General features: G+C 73.2%; 2 protein-coding genes and 1 pseudogene. 1 reads left to right on the forward strand and 2 read right to left on the reverse strand.

Translation table 11 applies throughout. The annotated features are described in order from the left end of the window. On the reverse strand, nucleotides 1–804 hold an 804-nt coding region (locus G3I19_RS35940; protein ID WP_343235310.1), incomplete at its 3' end, for a transcription antitermination factor NusB. A gap of 190 nt (nucleotides 805–994) precedes the next feature. Further along, nucleotides 995–1,927, reverse strand: a complete 933-nt coding sequence (gene fmt, locus G3I19_RS35945) for a methionyl-tRNA formyltransferase (protein ID WP_164267874.1) — start codon at nucleotides 1,925–1,927, stop codon at nucleotides 995–997. Nucleotides 1,928–2,152: 225 nt separating this feature from the next. Here fmt and G3I19_RS35950 point away from each other — a divergent pair. Continuing rightward, a pseudogene (locus tag G3I19_RS35950) lies at nucleotides 2,153–2,521 on the forward strand (hypothetical protein); the annotation flags it as partial. Nucleotides 2,522–2,626 lie beyond the last annotated feature (105 nt).

The raw sequence follows: 2,626 nt of genomic DNA on the forward strand, positions 1-2,626 counted from the left end.
GCCGTCGAGCCAGCGCTCGTCCCGGCCTTCGAGCGGCGCGTTCGCCAGGGCTGCGGCCACCAGCTGGCTGCCCTCGTCCTGGACCCCCGCCCGCCCGTCGCGCACCGCCTCGATCGCGCCGGGCTCGCCGCCCTCGGCGAGCCGCACGGCGTACGGCGACCAGCGTCCGGGCAGCGCCGAGTCCTCACCGACGGTCTCGGTCAGCTCGTCGGTGGTGGAGCGGCCCGGCCTCGCGACCAGGGTGACCTCGGGGCGTTCGTTGTCGGCTTCGAGGAGGTCCTCGATCCCGGCGCGGCCGCCGCCGAGCGAGTCCCACAGCGCGGAGACGATCCAGCGGGGGTGCGAGTGCACCACGGCCAGATGGGCCTCGGCATCCTCGTCGTACGGCGGGGCGACCCGTTCCAGCCAGCCGTCGAGGTCGTCGGCCGCGACCTTGCGCAGCACCGCGTTGACGAACTTCGCCCGCCCGTCGCCGAGCACGACCCGGGCCAGTTCCACGCTCGCGGAGACGGCCGCGTGGGTGGGGATACGGGTGCCGAGCAGCTGGTGCGCGCCGAGTGCCAGCACATCGAGCACCGGCGGGTCGACCTGCCGCAGCGGACGGTCGATGCAGGCCGAGATGACCGCGTCGTACGTGCCCTGCCTGCGCAGCGTCCCGTACACCAGCTCGGTGGCGAGCGCCGCGTCCCGCCCGTCGAAGTCCGGGTTCTCGCGGGCCTTCTTGAGCAGCGGCGGCAGGACGAGGTTGGCGTACGCGTCCCGGTCGTCGACCGCCCGCAGCACTTCGAAGGCGAGCAGCCGCACCGGGTCCTTCTGCGGGCGGCGGTAGGGCTTCGACTGCTGATTCGGCTGCTGCCGTCTCGACTGCTGCGCGGGACGCCGGCGAGGCTGGTCGGTCACGTGAAAGGTGCTCCGCTGGTGGTGAGGGTGCTGGTGGTGAGGGTGACGAACCCTCCCAGCGTACGTCCGCCCCGGCGGGCCGTTCGCCCGGCCGCTACTCGCCGAGCAGTTCGCCCGCCTCGATCCGCACCCCGCGCGCCCAGTCGGCCGCGCGCATCGGCTTCTTGCCCTGGGGCTGGACCCAGTGCAGCTCCACGGCGTGCGAGCCGGTGCCCACGTGCACGCTGTTCTTCGCGACGGCCAGCTCGGCGGGGGCCAGGTCGGTGCGGTCGGTGACCGGGGCCAGCGAGACCAGTTTCAGCCGCTCGTCCCGGAAGACGGTCCAGGCGCCGGGTGCGGGCGTGCAGCCGCGCACCAGCCGGTCCACCCGCATCGCGGGCGCCGACCAGTCGACCCTGGCGTTCTCGACGGAGATCTTCGGGGCGAGCGAGACCCCTTCGGCCGGCTGGGGCACCGCGTGCAGGGTGCCGTCCTCGATCCCGTCCATCGTCGCCACCAGCAGGCCCGACCCGGCGAAGGCGAGCCGGGTGAGCAGATCGCCGCTGGTGTCGGTGGGGCGCACCTCCTCGGTGAGCACCCCGTAGACCGGGCCCGAGTCGAGCCCCTCCTCGATGAGGAAGGTGGAAGCGCCGGTCACTTCGTCGCCCGCGATGATCGAGTGCTGCACGGGCGCCGCACCACGCCAGGCGGGCAGCAGCGAGAAGTGCAGATTGACCCAGCCGCGGACCGGCACGTCGAGGGCGGTCTTGGGCAGCAGCGCCCCGTACGCCACGACCGGGCAGCAGTCCGGGCCGATCTCCCGCAGCCGGGCCAGGAAGTCCTCGTCCCGCGGCCTGGCCGGTTTCAGCACCTCGATGCCGGCCTCCTCGGCGCGCTGCGCGACGGGGCTCGCCACCAGCCGGCGGCCGCGCCCGGCGGGAGCGTCGGGGCGGGTCACCACGGCGGCCACCTCGTGCCGGCCGGATTCGATGAGGGCGTCCAGGGCGGGTACGGCGACCTCGGGGGTGCCTGCGAAGACGAGTTTCACTGGATGCCTCTCGGACCGACTGCGCACGACTACGAGCAGCGCACCAGTCTACGGGCCCGTTCCGAGGGGGCGTACGCACCGCCGCGCGCCCCTCGCATATGCCCATACGCCCCCGCAGCGTGACCACAACAGCAGGTGGAGCGTTGGTCAAGAGAGATTGACCGCAACGAAGTGGGCCGTATACGCGGCCCGATCCTTTTCAACGCCGGTTCGAGAGGCTTGTTCATGGCCGACCACGCAACCCACGACGCCCAAGCGCGGGCCAGCCTGCACCTGTTGGTCAGAGACATCGAGCGGGTCCGCCGTCAGGTGGACGCACTGCGCACCCTCACCGCTCAGCTGGGCAATGTCTACCGCCCGCGCCGCTCCGGCCCTTCCACGGGCTTCGTCGTCTACGGCAGGGCTCCCGCCCCGACCGTCCGCCTGGCCCAGGAACTCCGGGACAGCGTCGAGACCCTGGTGACGGCCGCGGTGGACTTCGACCGATCGCTGGGCTTCTCGTGGGACGCGGTGGGCTCGGCGCTCGGGGTCACCAAGCAGGCGGTGCACCGCAGATACGGCACCCGGCGCGCGGCGGCGGCCGCGGCGGCGGCTGTCTGATCAGACCCGATCAGACCCGGTCAGGACGTTCCGGCCCGGTCAGGACGTTCCGGCCAGGTCGGCCGGGGCGGCCGGATCGCCCGGGTCGGCGGGATCCGC

It is taken from the genome of Streptomyces sp. SID10853 (assembly GCF_010548145.1).
GTDB lineage: Bacteria > Actinomycetota > Actinomycetes > Streptomycetales > Streptomycetaceae > Streptomyces.